Origin of the sequence: Aquamicrobium segne (assembly GCF_042656785.1) — a bacterium.
GTDB classification, from domain to species: Bacteria; Pseudomonadota; Alphaproteobacteria; order Rhizobiales; family Rhizobiaceae; genus Mesorhizobium; species Mesorhizobium segne.
Genome location: NZ_JBHSLL010000056.1, coordinates 82,345 through 97,530 on the forward strand (window position 1 = coordinate 82,345; position 15,186 = coordinate 97,530).

Sequence of the window (15,186 nt, forward strand, 5' to 3'; positions counted from 1 at the left end):
CTTCCAGTTCGCGACACGACCGTCGCAAAACACTGTATGGCCCCGGTAATAATGCACAATACCCCCCCTTCCATTCCTTGCACCAGGACGGCATACTGATCCAGAAATCTTTTATTTGGTGATTGATGCCTCCTGTCAAAAAGGACGTTCGCTCAAAGCGTGTTCGCGCTCCAGCCTTCGTCAACAATCTGCGCGGCGTAAAAAACTGGAAAGAAGTCAGCGCCTGGCTTGAGTGGCGCGGCATCGAAGATATTGAGTGTATCACGCCCGATCAGGCCGGTGTTGCACGTGGCAAGATGATGCCATCGAGCAAGTTTACCTCCAACACCTCGCTGGCGCTGCCTTCTGCTGTTTTCATGACCACCATTTCCGGCAGATACCCGGAAGATGGCAATGGCTTCGTCTATCCCGAAGATGATGGCGATTTGAAAATGGTGCCCGACCTCTCAACTCTGACCGTGGTGCCCTGGGAAGATGACCCGACCGCCGCCGTCATCTGTGACCTTGTCCATCAGGATGGCCGCACGGTTGAATTCACGCCGCGCAATGTGCTCAAAAATGTCGTGGCCGCCTATGACAAACTTGGCCTGAAACCGGTTGTCGCCCCTGAAATCGAGTTCTATCTCGTTCACAAGAACCCCGATCCTGATTATCCGCTGACCCCGCCGGTCGGCCGTTCGGGCCGCGCCATTGGCGGCGGGGCCGGATATTCGATTGCCGGGGTCAATGAATTCGACGAGCTGATCGACGACATCTATCATTTCTCGGAAAGTCAGGGACTGGAAATCGACACCCTCATTCATGAGGAAGGGGCTGGCCAGCTTGAAATCAACCTGCGCCATGGCGATCCGATCGAACTGGCTGACCAGGTGTTCATGTTCAAGCGAACAATCCGTGAGGCTGCACTCAAGCACGACATCTATGCCACCTTCATGGCCAAGCCCATTCAAGGCCAGCCCGGCTCGGCCATGCATATTCATCAGTCGATCATCGACAAGAAAACCGGCGACAACATCTTTACAGCCGAGGATGGCTCGGAAACCGAAGCCTTTTTCCACTTTATCGGCGGCATGCAGCAGCATGTGCCCAACGCACTGGCAATGCTGGCTCCTTATGTGAATTCCTACCGCCGCCTTACCCCCGGCGTTTCTGCCCCGGTCAACAACAAATGGGGCTATGACAACCGCACCACGGCTTTTCGTGTTCCACGCTCCGACCCTGCTGCACGGCGCGTTGAAAACCGGATTCCTTCCTCGGACGCCAATCCCTATCTGGCGCTTGCCGCCTCGCTGGCCTGCGGTCTTTTGGGACTGACCCGGAAACTGGAAGCCACGCCGCCTGTCGTCACCGCTGCCAATCAGGCCGAGATCGACCTGCCACGCGGGCTGCTGGAAGCCGTTGACCTGTTTGAACAGGATGAGGAACTGGCCACCATTCTGGGCAAGGCTTTCACCTCCACCTTTGCCGCCATCAAGCGCACCGAGTTTGAAACTTTCATGGAAGTCATCAGCCCGTGGGAACGGGAATATCTGCTTTTGAACGTCTGACAAACTCAACTTCACGCGAAGCAATCATGGCCTATCAATCCCCCATATCTCCCGGCCACTCCTGGTATGAAGACAGCGCCGGAGAGCGTCCGCAATATCCGCATCTTGATGGAGAACGATCCTGCGATGTGCTCATCATAGGCGGCGGCTATACCGGCCTGTCAGCCGCAGCCCATCTGGCCAAGGCCGGGGTCGATGTCGCACTGATTGAAGCCCATCGCTTTGGTGACGGCGCTTCAGGACGCAATGGCGGGCAGCTCAACACCGGACAGCGTGCATGGCCCGAAGAAATGGAAGCTGAATATGGCCTGACGCGAGCCAAGGCGCTGTTTGATCTGGCCGAAGACGCCAAGGCGCATCTGTTTGATTTTACCAAAGCCCATAATATCGACATTCAGTATCAGGCAGGCCACCTTTCTGTGGCGCACAAAAAGCGCTATGTTGACCATTACAAGGCCCATGCTGAAATCATGGCCAGCCGCTACAATTATCCACATATCTCATTTCTGGATAAAGAGGACACGGCGCAACATATCGGCTCGCAACGCTTTTTCGGCGGCGTACGCGACAGTGGAACCGGCCATATTCACCCGCTGCGGCTGACCATCGGCACAGCGCGTGTGGCGGCAGAATCAGGCGCCCATCTTTATGAAAAGACACCTGCAACCCATATTGCCTCGAATGGCGGCAAGGTGCAGGCAACAACGCCTTATGGAGTGATCAGCGCCCAAAAATGCCTGCTCGCCACCAATGCCTATGGCGGCAATCTGGAACCGGTCAGCGCTGCCCATATCATGCCCATCGGCTCCTTCATCGGCGCAACCATACCTTTAGGCGATGACAGCCCGGTGCTTCCCGGCAAGGAATCGGTCGATGATTCGCGCTTTGTCGTGCGCTATTTCCGCAAATCAGCCGATGGGCGGTTGCTGTTTGGCGGGCGTGAAATTTATGCTGCAACCAATCCCGGCGACATCCATGTCCATATTCGTAAACAGATTGTCGAAATCTATCCCGAATTGAAAAATGTCGAAATCACCCATGGCTGGGGTGGCTATGTCGGCATCACGCTGCCGCGTAAGCCTTTCGTCCGTGAAGTCATGCCAAATGTCATTTCTGCCGGTGGCTATTCCGGCCATGGGGTGATGTTGTCCAATTTCGTCGGCAAGCTCTATGCCGACACGGTTCTTGGCAATCGCAACAAGCTCAAATTGTTTGAAGAGTTAAAAATACCGGCCTTTCCGGGTGGCCGCAAATTACGTGCTCCACTGCTGTTTCTGGCGCTCAACTGGTATGCGCTGCGCGACCGGATCTGATAAAGTTTTACACATCAGTATAAGATCATGACTAAAACAAAAAAGCCGGGGCAAAAACCCCGGCTTTTTTCAAATAGTATTGAGACCAATCAAGCGGTTTAAAGCGCGCCCTGCAACGTGGTAAGCTGCGCCAGATACTCTTCGGCGCGGCTGCGCGTGGCATCATCGCTGGCATCTGCAACATCTTCCCTGGCGTTTTGAACGCGCTGGGCAATGTCCTCACGGTCGAGGTCTTTGACCGCAACCGCTGATTCAGCCAGCAGCGTGCAACCGCTGGGCAAAATGTCAGCAAAGCCGCCAAACACCACATAACGTTCCTGTCCGCCAGCAGATGTGATGGTCACCACACCCGGCTTGATCGTCGTCATGACCGGTGAATGATTGGCCATCACCGTCATTTCACCTTCGGTTGCCGGAATGACCACCGATTCAATCTCCTCGGAAACGAGCAGACGTTCAGGAGACACCAGTTCAAATTTGAAGGATTGCGCCATCTTCGTTCAGGCAACCGGAAATAGTCAGTCGGAAAATCACCAGATGATCCCCCATCAATACTGTTTTCAGCCGCTTGCCTGCTCCCTGTTGCCGTTTACCGTTCCTGGAGCAGGACGACTTTCTCCGGCCATGCTCCAGGTTTTTGTTTTTGCCGCATTTGTGCTCGCGTCAGATGATTCCATCCGCACTCACAAAATGCTTTAGGCTGCTTCTGCGGCCAGCTTCTGCGCCTTTTCGATCGCTTCCTCGATGCCGCCAACCATGTAGAAGGCAGCTTCAGGAAGATGGTCATAGTCGCCGTTGCACAGACCCTTGAAGCCCTTGATCGTGTCTTCCAGAGGCACCAGCTTGCCCGGTGCGCCGGTAAACACTTCGGCCACAAAGAAAGGCTGTGACAGGAAGCGCTCGATCTTGCGGGCGCGCGCCACGGTCAGCTTGTCTTCTTCCGACAATTCATCCATGCCCAGAATGGCAATAATGTCCTGCAGGGACTTGTAGCGCTGCAAGGTCTGCTGAACCTGACGAGCAACCTCGTAATGTTCCTCACCGACAATCATCGGGTCCAGCATGCGCGAGGTGGAATCCAGCGGGTCAACAGCCGGATAAATACCCTTTTCAGCAATGGCGCGGTTCAGAACCGTGGTTGCATCAAGGTGAGCAAAGGAGGTGGCCGGAGCCGGGTCGGTTAGATCGTCAGCCGGCACGTAAATGGCCTGCACCGAGGTGATCGACCCCTTCGTGGTGGTGGTGATGCGTTCCTGCAGGGCGCCCATGTCGGTGGCCAGCGTCGGCTGATACCCCACAGCCGAAGGAATACGGCCAAGCAGCGCCGACACTTCCGAGCCAGCCTGGGTAAAGCGGAAGATGTTGTCGACGAAGAACAGCACGTCCTGTCCCTGATCGCGGAAATACTCGGCAACCGTCAAACCGGTCAGGGCAACACGAGCGCGCGCTCCCGGCGGTTCGTTCATCTGGCCATAGACAAGCGCGGCCTTGGAGCCTTCGCCCCCACCCTGCTGGTTGACGCCCGATTCGATGAACTCATGATAAAGGTCGTTACCTTCGCGGGTACGCTCACCCACACCGGCAAACACCGAAAAACCACCATGGGCCTTGGCCACGTTGTTGATCAGTTCCTGAATGAGAACCGTCTTGCCAACACCGGCGCCGCCGAACAGGCCGATCTTGCCGCCACGTGCGTAAGGAGCCAGAAGGTCAAGCACCTTGATGCCGGTAACCAGAATCTGGGCTTCCGTTGACTGCTCAACATATTCAGGCGCAGGCTGGTGAATGCCGCGATGCTCGGTCGCAACGATCGGACCAGCCTCATCAACCGGCTCGCCGATAACATTGATGATACGGCCAAGCATGCCCGGACCGACCGGAACCAGGATCGGGCTGCCGGTATCGGACACGGCCTGACCACGCACCAAGCCCTCGGTGGAGTCCATGGCGATGCAGCGCACCGTGTTTTCACCCAGATGCTGGGCAACTTCAAGCACCAGACGCTGACCCACATTATCGGTCTCAAGCGCGTTCAAAATGGCGGGCAGCGCGCCTTCAAACTGAACGTCAACAACAGCACCAATGACCTGCTTGATCTTGCCAGCAGCGCCAGCCGCTTTCGCCGTCTTTGCAGGAGCTGCCGCCTTTGCAGTCGCAGCCGGTTTTGCAGTGGCAGCCGGCTTTTTAGCCGGAGCGGCCGTTTCTGCAGTCTTAGCGGTCGCCGTTTTCGGGGTCGCTGCTTTCGCCATCGTCTGTAGCCCTTTTTCGTCCGTTTGTTGTTACATGCCCGCGTTGAAGGTACTTAAAACCTTCAACGCCGCATGCTAGAGCGCCTCAGCGCCCGAAATAATTTCGATAAGTTCCTTGGTGATCTGCGCCTGACGCTGACGGTTATAGGTGATCGACAGCTTGTTGATCATATCCCCGGCATTGCGTGTTGCATTGTCCATGGCGCTCATCTTGGCGCCCATTTCACCGGCGGCATTTTCCAGAAGCGCGCGAAAAATCTGAACCGAGATATTGCGCGGGATCAGATCGGAAAGGATCTCGCCCGGCTCCGGCTCATATTCATAAATCGCGCTTTCCTCAACAGCTTCAGCCCCGGCAGAAGCAGCAGCCGGAATGATCTGCTGCGCGGTCGGAACCTGGCTGATGACCGATTTGAAATTGGAATAGAACAAGGTGCAAACGTCAAATTCGCCCTTTTCAAAGCGCTGGATCACCTGCTTTGCGATCGCATCGGCATTGGCAAAACCGATCGTCTTGACTTCACGCAGGTCAACCCGGTCGATAATCAGCCCCTCATAATCACGGCGCAGAATATCATAGCCCTTCTTGCCAACACAGATAATCTTGACCGTCTTGCCATCCGACAACAGCTTGCGGATGTGATCGCGGGCAAAGCGCGCAATCTGCGAGTTGAAACCACCGCACAGACCACGCTCGGCCGTGCAGATGACGAGCATATGCACCTCATCCTTGCCCGTACCGCTCATCAGCGCAGGTGCTTCACCGCCCGCGCCGATAGCCTGCGTGATATTGGCCAGAACAGCTCCCATACGTTCAGAATAGGGGCGTGCGGCCTCCGCTGCTTCCTGGGCACGACGCAGCTTCGCCGCAGCGACCATCTGCATCGCCCGGGTGATTTTCTGCGTCGCCTTGACCGAGGCGATGCGATTACGAAGGTCTTTCAGTGACGCCATTTCAAACTCTGGGCTTCAAACAAACTCTGGTTCAACGGCTCGTCAATCAGGCGAAAGTCTTGGCAAATGCGTCGACTTCAGCCTTCAGCTTCGTGCGCAGATCGTCCGACAGCGCCTTTTCCTGACGGATGGCTTCAAGGACTTCCTTGCCAACTGTACGCAGATGCGACAGCAGGCCCTGCTCAAACCGGCCAACACTGGTGACGGCAAGAGTGTCGAGATAGCCATTAACACCGGCAAAGATCACCGCAACCTGCTCTTCCATCTTGAGCGGCGAGAATTGCGGCTGCTTGAGCAGTTCTGTCAGACGCGCACCACGGTTGAGCAAACGCTGGGTCGAGGCATCGAGGTCCGAGCCGAACTGGGCAAAGGCCGCCATTTCACGATACTGGGCAAGCTCGCCCTTGATCGAACCGGCAACCTGCTTCATCGCCTTGTCCTGTGCGGCAGAGCCAACACGCGACACCGACAGACCAACGTTCACAGCCGGGCGGATACCCTGGAAGAACAGATCCGTCTCAAGGAAGATCTGACCGTCGGTGATCGAAATCACGTTGGTGGGAATATAGGCCGACACGTCGTTCGCCTGCGTCTCGATAACCGGCAGAGCCGTCAGCGAGCCATTGCCATTGTCGTCATTGAGCTTGGCGGCACGTTCCAGCAGACGTGAATGCAGATAGAACACATCGCCCGGATAGGCCTCACGTCCCGGCGGACGACGCAGCAGCAGCGACATCTGGCGATAGGCGACAGCCTGCTTGGACAGATCGTCATAGCCAATCAGCGCATGCTGGCCATTGTCGCGGAAATATTCACCCATGGTGCAGCCGGTAAACGGCGCCAGATACTGAAGCGGAGCCGGATCGGATGCAGTCGCGGCAATGATGATGGAATATTCCAGCGCGCCACGCTCTTCCAGAACTTTCACGAATTGCGCAACGGTCGAACGCTTCTGGCCGACAGCCACATAAACGCAATAGAGCTTTTCCTTCTCAGGACCACTATCATGAATGGCCTTCTGATTGAGAATAGTGTCAAGAATGATGGCGGTCTTGCCGGTCTGACGGTCGCCAATGACCAGTTCGCGCTGGCCACGACCAACCGGGATCAGGGCGTCAATTGCTTTCAGGCCGGTCGACATCGGCTCATGCACCGACTTGCGCGGAATGATACCGGGAGCCTTGACGTCAACGCGGCGACGCTCCTTGCTCTTGATCGGACCCTTGCCGTCAATCGGATTGCCCAGCGCATCGACCACGCGGCCAAGCAGTTCAGGACCAACCGGAACGTCAACGATGGCGCCGGTACGCTTGACCGTATCGCCTTCCTTGATGTCGCGGTCCGACCCGAAGATCACGACGCCGACATTGTCAGCCTCAAGGTTGAGCGCCATGCCGCGAATGCCGCCGGGGAACTCGACCATCTCACCGGCCTGAACATTGTCGAGGCCGAAGACGCGGGCAATGCCGTCACCGACTGACAAAACCTGGCCAACTTCGGAAACCTCGGCTTCCTTGCCGAAATTCTTGATCTGGTCTTTTAAAATTGCGGAGATTTCCGCGGCGCGGATGTCCATCAGCCGACCTCTTTAAGTGCAAGCTTGAGCGAATTGAGTTTGGTTTTAAGCGACGTATCGATCTGACGTGACCCCATCTTGACCACCAGACCACCGAGCAGACTCGGGTCGACAGTCACATTGATGATCACATCCTTACCGGCAACGCTTTTCAGCGCCGCCTTGAGTTCGTTCTGCTGGGCAGCCGTCAGCACATGCGCTGCGGTCACTTGGGCAGACACTTCACCGCGATGCTCGGCAGCGATCCGGGCAAACGCCTCGATCATGCCGGGAACGGCAAACAGACGACGGTTACGGGCAACAACACGCAAGAAATTGCCAGCAAGACCACCGATCTTGGCCTTGGCTAGAATGGCTGAAACAGCGCGCTCCTGCTCGTCAGCGGCAAAAACCGGGCTGTCAATCAGACGACGCAGATCAGCACTTGCCTCCATCATCTGCCCAAAACTGCCAAGGTCAGCCTCGACAGCGGCAACAGAATTGGCTTCGAGCGCCAGTTCAAACAGCGAACTGGCATAGCGCTCTGCAACAACAGAAATTGGCGAGGACGTTTGGGCCACGGACCGTCTTTTCTCATGTCTGACAGGTTAAGAATCTATTGGCGCCAGCAGAAAAATCCGGCTAAATCCTTGACCTTGCTTAGATTTCCTCAAAACCAAGGGATTGGCTTTCGCGTCCCCTAGCTGAAAGTCGGTTGCCCTCTAGCACAGGCCTCCCAAGACCGCAATCCATGGAGGCAGGCCTTACCCGGCACTTTGTCGCATCCACACAGAAAATACAGATGCAATCCTGTGCTCTCAAGGGCAGATACCGAAGGCAAAAGCCAGCGGAAGGGCAGTCAGCAGGAGTTCTAAACCAAGAACCGCCCAATTGTAAGGCGTATTGGCGCCATCACTCATAATGCCAAGCACGCGCCCAAAAGCTGTGAATAGCCATGAAAACCCAAGCGCCATGTAAAGAAATGGCTGCGCCAAAAGCAGCGCACACAGGCCAAGTCCCAGATAAAATCCAGCAAGGCGGCTGCGCGCTTCGACAATTGCTTCCGGCTTTTCAGGATGCGGCTGCAGGCGCAGCCATTTCAGACCCATCCTTGGCGCCAGAAACAGGAGCAAGCCCAGCGCTGTGGTTATGACCGCGCTTGTCCATGCCAGCCATTCGCCCTGACTTATCGGCCACGGAATCGAAAAATCCATCACGGCTCCTCAAATGTCTCAATCGTTCTTGTTACAGAAAACTTTGCGGATCAATATCAACCTGCACCCTGATCTGACCGCGAACCTTCGGCCCTGCCGCCAGCATGGCCTTGATAAAACCTTGCAGATCAGAGCGACGCTCGCCATGGACCAGCAGGCGAAAACGGTGGCGTCCATTGAGCAATGAAAGCGGCGCTTCTGCCGGTCCCAGCACAAAAATGTCCGAAGCCTCGGGCGCATTCAGCCGCAAGGCGCGCGCATGGCCTTGTGCTTCCGCTCGCATTGGCGCGCTGACAATAATGCCTGCAAGCCGCCCGAAAGGCGGCAATCCCGTGCGCTCGCGCTCGGCAATCTCGCGCGCATAAAACAGCTCCGAATCGCCGGAGATAATGGCCTGCATCACCGGATGCTCCGGCTGATAGGTCTGCAAAAGCCCAAGGCTTTTCTTGCCAGTGCGGCCAGCGCGCCCCGTCACCTGGCTGAGAAGCTGAAAAGTGCGCTCGGCAGCGCGCGGGTCGCCATTGGCAAGACCAAGATCGGCATCCACCACACCAACCAGCGTCATATTCGGGAAATTATGCCCTTTGGCCACCAATTGCGTGCCGATCACGATGTCGGCATCCCCCTTGGCAATGGCTTCCAGTTCCAGACGCAGTCGCCGTACGCCGCCCGCAATATCCGAAGACAGGACAATGGTGCGCGCATCTGGAAAATGCTCCTTCACATCTTCGGCAATCCGCTCCACCCCCGGTCCGCAGGCAACCAGATGATCAAGCGTGCCGCAATCGGGGCAGGCTTCCGGTTTTTTTTCTGTATGGCCGCAATGGTGACAGACAAGCTGACCGCGAAAACGGTGTTCAACCAGCCAGGACGAACAGACAGGGCAGCCGAAGCGATGACCACAGGAACGGCACAGCGTCAGCGGCGCATAGCCACGCCGGTTGAGAAACAGCAGCGATTGCTCGCCCCTTTCCAGCACCCGCCCCATTTCCTGCAATAAAAGCGGCGACAAAAAGCTGCCTTTTGCCGGTGGGGCACGACGCATGTCGATGGTGCGTAAATTTGGCAAGGCGGCATCGGCAAAACGCGCCGACAAAACCACTCGCCCATAGCGCCCCTGCTGCGCATTGACCTGACTTTCCACGGACGGTGTGGCTGAAGCCAGCACCACGGGGAACCCGCCAATATGCGCGCGCACCACAGCCATGTCCCGGGCGTTGTAAAAGACGCGATCCTCCTGCTTATAGGCAGGATCATGCTCCTCATCGACGACAATCAGGCCCAGATTGTCAAACGGCAAAAACAGGGCCGAGCGCGCTCCCGCCACCACCTTGAGCGTACCTTGCGCCACCTGTCGCCACACCCTCTCGCGCATGCGCGGCGGCAGGTCGGAATGCCATTCGGCAGGCTTTACCCCGAACCGGTTCTGAAAGCGTTCAAGAAAAGCGTGGGTAAGCGCAATTTCCGGTAGCAGGATCAACACCTGCCGCCCCTGTTCAAGGGCTGCCGCCACCGCCTCAAAATAGACTTCCGTCTTGCCCGAGCCGGTCACACCATCGAGCAGGCTGACCTTGAAACCCCCTGCCCGGACGCAGGCGCACAATTCATCTGCCGCCAATCTCTGGTCAGGTGTCAGTTCAGCCACAGCATAAGTCGTGTCAGGTGCCGCAACCACGGGAAGCGGCGGCATCATCACCGTCTCAAAAACACCTTGCGCCTTGAGCCCGTCAATCACCGAAGAGGATACACCGGCGGCATGGGCAAGGCCGGAGCGGGTCCATGACAGCCCCCCGGCAGCGATTGCCAGCACCCGTTCGCGTGCCCCCGTCATCCGGTCGGGCTGCCCGCCACTTAGCCGCAGACCCGGCGTCCATGGTTCGGGATCGAAGGCTTCGGGTGCACGCAACACCATGCGCGCCACCATACCCGGGGGTGACAGCGTATATTGTGATACCCAGTCAATGAAGCGGCGCATGTCGTGATTGATCGGCGGACAGTCAAACACCTGCTCTATGGGCCGCAGCTTGCGCGCATCGACCGATCCCGCCTCTCCATCCCAGACGATACCCGCCACCAGCCTTGGCCCCAGCGGCACACGCACGACAGACCCCGGCGCCACACACATTCCTTGTGGAACAGCATAGGTGTAGGCACGCTCTGCCGGCATCGGCACCAGAACGGGTGCTGCCGTTAAAAAAGGCGAATCCTTGCTCATCACACGTGACCTTGCCCCCTCTTTAGTCTAGAGCAAAGGCCAATAGCGCGTGCACCCTTCTTGTGCGCCGGAATCCTCAAGGAGATGGCCATGAAATTTTTCATCGATACTGCCGACATCAAGGAAATCCGTGAACTGAACGAAATGGGGCTGGTTGATGGCGTCACCACCAACCCCTCGCTGATTCTCAAATCAGGCGGCAAGATAGACGAGGTCACACGCGAAATCTGCGACATCGTTTCTGGCCCCGTCTCGGCTGAAGTCACAGCCACCGATTATAAAGGCATGATGGCCGAGGCTAAAGTTTTGGCAAAAATTGCCGACAATGTCGCCATCAAGGTGCCTTTGACCCTCGACGGGCTGAAAGCCTGCAAGGCAATCCGTTCCGAGGGCCGCATGGTCAATGTCACGCTCTGCTTTTCTGCCAATCAGGCGCTGCTTGCCGCCAAGGCCGGAGCCTCTTTCATTTCGCCTTTCGTTGGCCGTCTGGATGATATCGGCATCGAGGGCATGGACCTGATTTCAGAAATCCGCCAGATCTACGACAATTACGATTTTCAAACTGAAATTCTTGTCGCGTCCGTGCGCAGCGTCAACCATGTCAAGGATGCAGCCCTGATTGGCGCAGACGTCGCCACCGTCCCGCCAGCTATTTTACGCGCCCTGGTCAAACATCCGCTGACCGACAAGGGGCTGGAAGCCTTCCTTGCTGACTGGGCCAAGACCGGCCAGAAAATCGCCTGATATATTTATCTATATTTATCATTCCATTTTCCACGTCGCCGGATCAATTCCGGCGGCGTGGAAGTACTTTATTTCTGTTTGGACAGATCCAGCGCCAGCGCCAGTTGCAACACGCCAGCCAATTCACGCGCTGCACGATTTTGTGCATCAATCTGCGCCCGATAGGTCGCAAATTCCTGTTTAGGCCGGTCAAAGGACGCAGTAATCGAACGTCTGCCCGTTCCGGCCAGCTTGCCGGTTGAAACTTCTGTCAGGCGATAGTTAGCCGTCAGCGTCACGGCACCGGCACTGGGCTCATCCTGATCTTTCGTCACCTGAATGGACGCCACCGAGGTGACCTGTTCCGTCACGTTCAGTTCCAGCAAATAGGCAGGCTCAGCAGGCTGGCCCTTGCCACGGGTCAGGCCGAAAATCAGATTGTTGCGGACCTGCTGGGCAGGGCGCGTCTCGACCGGCTTGATCGAGATCGAAGCCAGTTCTTCCGCACTGACTTTTTGCCCGGCAATTGAGGTTGGCTGATTGGAATAAAGCGGCTGCACGCTGCAGGCTGCCAGAAAGCCTGTTGAAAGCAGCAAAACCACCCCTGCCGCAATCCTGCCAGTGCGCCAGCCCGCCCTGCTTTCAGGACCACTCATTGTCCGCTTGGTTCTGTCAGGCAACGACATTGACGATCCTTTGCGGTACAATAATGATCTTGCGCGGCGTCTTGCCCTCCAGCGCTTTTTGCACAAAGTCGAGGGCCATGACCGCCTGTTCAATCGCAGCTTGATCTGCGTCGCGGGCAATTGTCAAATCCCCGCGCCTTTTTCCATTTATCTGAACCGGCAGGGTCACCTCATTATCCACCAGCAGATCTGTGTCAAATTGCGGCCATGGGCGGGCGGCGACAAGATCTGTTCCGCCAATCGAGGCCCAGCATTCCTCGGCCAGATGCGGCATCATCGGCGCCAGCATGGCAATCAGAAACTCCAGCCCTTCACGCACGGCAGGCGCAATTTCGCTTTGGCCCCGGCCAATGGCCGCCACCTGTGGCGACAAGAGATTGGTCAGTTCATAAAGACGCGCCACGGCGCGGTTGAAATGCAGCCGTTCAATATCTTCGCCGACAGCCTTGAGGATTTTGTGAACCCCGCGCGATATGGAAAGCGCCTCACCCTCAGAGCCAGCCTTTGGTTCAACATCTGCCAGCACAGGGACAGCTTCCGATACCAGACGCCAGATGCGCTGCACAAAACGATGTGCGCCATCAACACCAGCCTCGGTCCAGATCACATCGCGCTCGGGCGGTGAATCCGAAAGCATGAACCAGCGCGCCGTATCCGCACCATAGCTGGCGATAATGTCGTCGGGATCGACCACATTCTTCTTCGACTTCGACATTTTCTCAATCGAGCCGATGGTCACGGGAGAGCCGTCGGAAAGCAGGGTTGCGCGGCGCTTGCCGTCGATCTCCTCGATGCGCAGTTCCGCCGGTGAGACCCAGCCCTGCGCCCCCTTATAGGTTTCGTGAACCACCATGCCTTGTGTAAACAGCCCCTCAAACGGCTCTTCCACCACATTGACATGACCGGTCGCCTTCATGGCGCGGGTGAAGAAACGCGAATAAAGCAGATGCAGGATCGCATGTTCAATGCCGCCAATATATTGATGCACCGGAAGCCAGCCATTTGCACCATCAACATAGGCCAGATCGGTTGGCGACTTTTCGTTCTTCGGGTCCGTAAAGCGTGCAAAATACCACGATGAATCAACAAATGTGTCCATCGTGTCGGTATCGCGCCGCGCGTTCCCGCCGCATTTCGGGCAGGCCGTATGTTTCCATGTCGGGTGATGGTCAAGCGGATTGCCCGGCCTGTCAAAGCTGACATCAAGCGGCAATTCCACCGGAAGCTGATCTTCCGGCACCGGCACTGCGCCGCAAGCCTCGCAATGAACAACCGGAATGGGGCAGCCCCAATAACGCTGGCGAGAAATCAGCCAGTCCCGCAGGCGAAACTGCACCTTGCGCCTTGCCTGTGGTCTGTCATCCAGTTGCGTATCTTCCAGCCGCCTGGCGACCTCTTCAAAGGCGTCTTCCGGGCTCATGCCATCCAGAAAGCGCGAATTGATCATGACGCCATCATCGGTATAGGCTTCTTGCCTGATCTGGAAACTCGCCCCATCCACAGTTTCCGGCTTCACCACCGGCGTAACCGGCAGGCCATAGGCATTGGCAAAATCAAGGTCACGCTGGTCATGGGCCGGACAGCCGAACACGGCACCGGTGCCGTAATCCATCAGCACGAAATTGGCCACATAAACCGGCAGCATCCAGTCGGGATCAAAGGGATGGACCACCCGAATGCCGGTATCAAAACCCTTTTTCTCGGCTGTTTCCAGCGCCGCAACAGAGGTGCCCATATGGTGCACCTCCTCGATGAAAGCGGCAATCTGCGAATTGTTTTCAGCCGCTTTCTTCGCCAGCGGATGATCGGCAGACACAGCCATGAAGGAAGCGCCAAAAATCGTGTCGGGGCGGGTGGTATAGACTTCCAGCTCGCTCTCACCGGCAGGCGCGGTGGCCTCATCGAGCTTCCAGCGCAGCAACAGCCCTTCAGAGCGGCCAATCCAGTTCTGCTGCATGATGCGGACTTTTTCGGGCCAGCGCTCAAGTGTGTCCAGCCCGTCCAGCAATTCCTGATTCATGGAGGTAATCTTGAAAAACCACTGGGTCAGATCACGCTGTTCAACAAGCGCCCCTGAACGCCAGCCTCTGCCATCAATCACCTGTTCATTGGCCAGCACCGTCATGTCAACCGGGTCCCAATTGACCTTGGCCGCCCGGCGCTCGGCCAGTCCCGACTTCCAGAAATCGAGGAACATTTTTTGCTGGTGGCGATAATAGGAAGGATCGCAGGTCGCCAGTTCGCGTGACCAGTCAAGCGACAGGCCCATGGTCTTGAGCTGGCCTTTCATGGTTTCAATATTGGCATAGGTCCAGTTGCGCGGACTGACCTTGTTGTCGCGCGCCGCATTTTCGGCCGGCAGGCCAAAAGCATCCCAGCCCATCGGATGCAAAACGTTGAACCCCTTGGCGCGCTTGTAACGGGCCACCACATCGCCCATTGTATAATTGCGCACATGGCCCATATGGATGCGCCCCGACGGATAGGGAAACATCTCCAGCACATAATATTTGGGGCGCGGGTCGTCGTTTGGCGTCTCAAACAGTTTATTGGCATCCCACGCCTTCTGCCACCTGGGTTCAGAGATGCGCGGATTATATCGTTCGGTTGCCATGGCCGGTTTTTCTTCTAAAAGCATACAAGGAAACTGCTGCCGCCAGGCAACAGCAAAAACATAGTGCGGTCTTCACCATGGTTTGCGCAACCCGTCAACCATAAGGCGCAGCAGAC

The 15,186-nt window shown here is 56.9% G+C and carries 12 protein-coding genes; 3 read left to right on the forward strand and 9 right to left on the reverse strand.

Annotated elements, in window-relative coordinates; translation table 11 throughout:
* Positions 1 to 125: 125 nt before the first annotated feature.
* Both ACFPLB_RS15065 and ACFPLB_RS15070 read left to right on the forward strand, forming a co-directional pair.
* Positions 126 to 1,547, forward strand: a complete 1,422-nt coding sequence (locus ACFPLB_RS15065) for a glutamine synthetase family protein (protein ID WP_378231096.1) — start codon at positions 126 to 128, stop codon at positions 1,545 to 1,547.
* A gap of 26 nt (positions 1,548 to 1,573) precedes the next feature.
* Entirely contained in the window at positions 1,574 to 2,860 is a 1,287-nt protein-coding gene (locus tag ACFPLB_RS15070) for an NAD(P)/FAD-dependent oxidoreductase (RefSeq protein WP_378231098.1), read from the forward strand.
* 98 nt (positions 2,861 to 2,958) lie between these two features.
* On the opposite strand, the gene ACFPLB_RS15075 is transcribed toward ACFPLB_RS15070, so the two are convergent.
* From ACFPLB_RS15075 to ACFPLB_RS15105, 7 genes are all read right to left on the reverse strand, one after another.
* Entirely contained in the window at positions 2,959 to 3,354 is a 396-nt protein-coding gene (locus ACFPLB_RS15075) for a F0F1 ATP synthase subunit epsilon (RefSeq protein WP_378231100.1), read from the reverse strand.
* Between the two features lie 201 nt (positions 3,355 to 3,555).
* Positions 3,556 to 5,109: a F0F1 ATP synthase subunit beta gene (atpD, locus tag ACFPLB_RS15080; RefSeq protein WP_378231102.1), complete on the reverse strand. Its 1,554-nt coding sequence runs from the start codon at positions 5,107 to 5,109 to the stop codon at positions 3,556 to 3,558.
* 75 nt (positions 5,110 to 5,184) lie between these two features.
* Entirely contained in the window at positions 5,185 to 6,063 is an 879-nt protein-coding gene (locus ACFPLB_RS15085) for a F0F1 ATP synthase subunit gamma (RefSeq protein ID WP_378231104.1), read from the reverse strand.
* Between the two features lie 46 nt (positions 6,064 to 6,109).
* Positions 6,110 to 7,639, reverse strand: a complete 1,530-nt coding sequence (gene atpA, locus ACFPLB_RS15090) for a F0F1 ATP synthase subunit alpha (RefSeq protein WP_378231106.1) — start codon at positions 7,637 to 7,639, stop codon at positions 6,110 to 6,112.
* Positions 7,639 to 8,199, reverse strand: a complete 561-nt coding sequence (locus ACFPLB_RS15095) for a F0F1 ATP synthase subunit delta (protein WP_378231108.1) — start codon at positions 8,197 to 8,199, stop codon at positions 7,639 to 7,641. Before ACFPLB_RS15095 ends, atpA begins: the two co-directional genes overlap by 1 nt.
* 237 nt (positions 8,200 to 8,436) lie before the next feature.
* Complete coding sequence (locus tag ACFPLB_RS15100) at positions 8,437 to 8,832, reverse strand: AGROH133_08824 family phage infection protein (RefSeq protein ID WP_378231110.1); 396 nt, start codon at positions 8,830 to 8,832, stop codon at positions 8,437 to 8,439.
* Positions 8,833 to 8,863: 31 nt separating this feature from the next.
* Entirely contained in the window at positions 8,864 to 11,047 is a 2,184-nt protein-coding gene (locus ACFPLB_RS15105; protein WP_378231112.1) for a primosomal protein N', read from the reverse strand.
* Between the two features lie 90 nt (positions 11,048 to 11,137).
* Between ACFPLB_RS15105 and fsa the strand changes: the two genes are divergently transcribed.
* Positions 11,138 to 11,791, forward strand: a complete 654-nt coding sequence (gene fsa / locus ACFPLB_RS15110) for a fructose-6-phosphate aldolase (protein ID WP_378231114.1) — start codon at positions 11,138 to 11,140, stop codon at positions 11,789 to 11,791.
* A gap of 68 nt (positions 11,792 to 11,859) precedes the next feature.
* Here the strand turns inward: fsa and ACFPLB_RS15115 are convergent, their stop codons facing one another.
* Both ACFPLB_RS15115 and leuS read right to left on the reverse strand, forming a co-directional pair.
* On the reverse strand, positions 11,860 to 12,456 hold the full coding sequence (locus ACFPLB_RS15115; protein ID WP_378231116.1) for an LPS assembly lipoprotein LptE: 597 nt from the start codon (positions 12,454 to 12,456) through the stop codon (positions 11,860 to 11,862).
* Positions 12,443 to 15,070, reverse strand: coding sequence for a leucine--tRNA ligase (gene leuS, locus ACFPLB_RS15120; protein WP_378231118.1), 2,628 nt, complete (start codon positions 15,068 to 15,070; stop codon positions 12,443 to 12,445). Before leuS ends, ACFPLB_RS15115 begins: the two co-directional genes overlap by 14 nt.
* Between the last annotated feature and the right edge of the window lie 116 nt (positions 15,071 to 15,186).